Origin of the sequence: Vibrio sp. 10N.222.49.C9 (assembly GCF_041474985.1) — a bacterium.
Classification (GTDB): Bacteria; Pseudomonadota; Gammaproteobacteria; order Enterobacterales; family Vibrionaceae; genus Vibrio; species Vibrio crassostreae_C.
The window spans coordinates 1-244 of record NZ_JBFRVD010000924.1 but is presented as its reverse complement, the minus strand read 5'-3'; the positions used below and the strand labels follow the sequence as shown (position 1 = coordinate 244).

Annotated in this window: 1 protein-coding gene; it reads left to right on the top strand. The window is 47.5% G+C overall.

Annotated features, from left to right (window positions below):
• On the top strand, positions 1–244 hold a 244-nt coding region (gene nhaD / locus AB4585_RS26240; protein ID WP_372171692.1), incomplete at both ends, for a sodium:proton antiporter NhaD.

Genomic DNA, 244 nt, shown 5'->3' with positions numbered 1-244 from the left:
ATCACAACCTACTGGAATACTCAGAGCTACTTCTGTTCTTGCTGGTTGCCATGACTTACATCAGTGCCATGGAAGAGCGTCGCCTGTTTGATGCCCTTCAAGCTTGGATGGTAGGTAAGGGCTTCAACCTGCGTTCCCTATTCTGGATAACGGGTATCCTTTCATTCTTTATTTCACCTATCGCCGATAACCTGACTACCGCATTATTGATGTGCGCCGTGGTGATGAAAGTCGGTGGAACCAA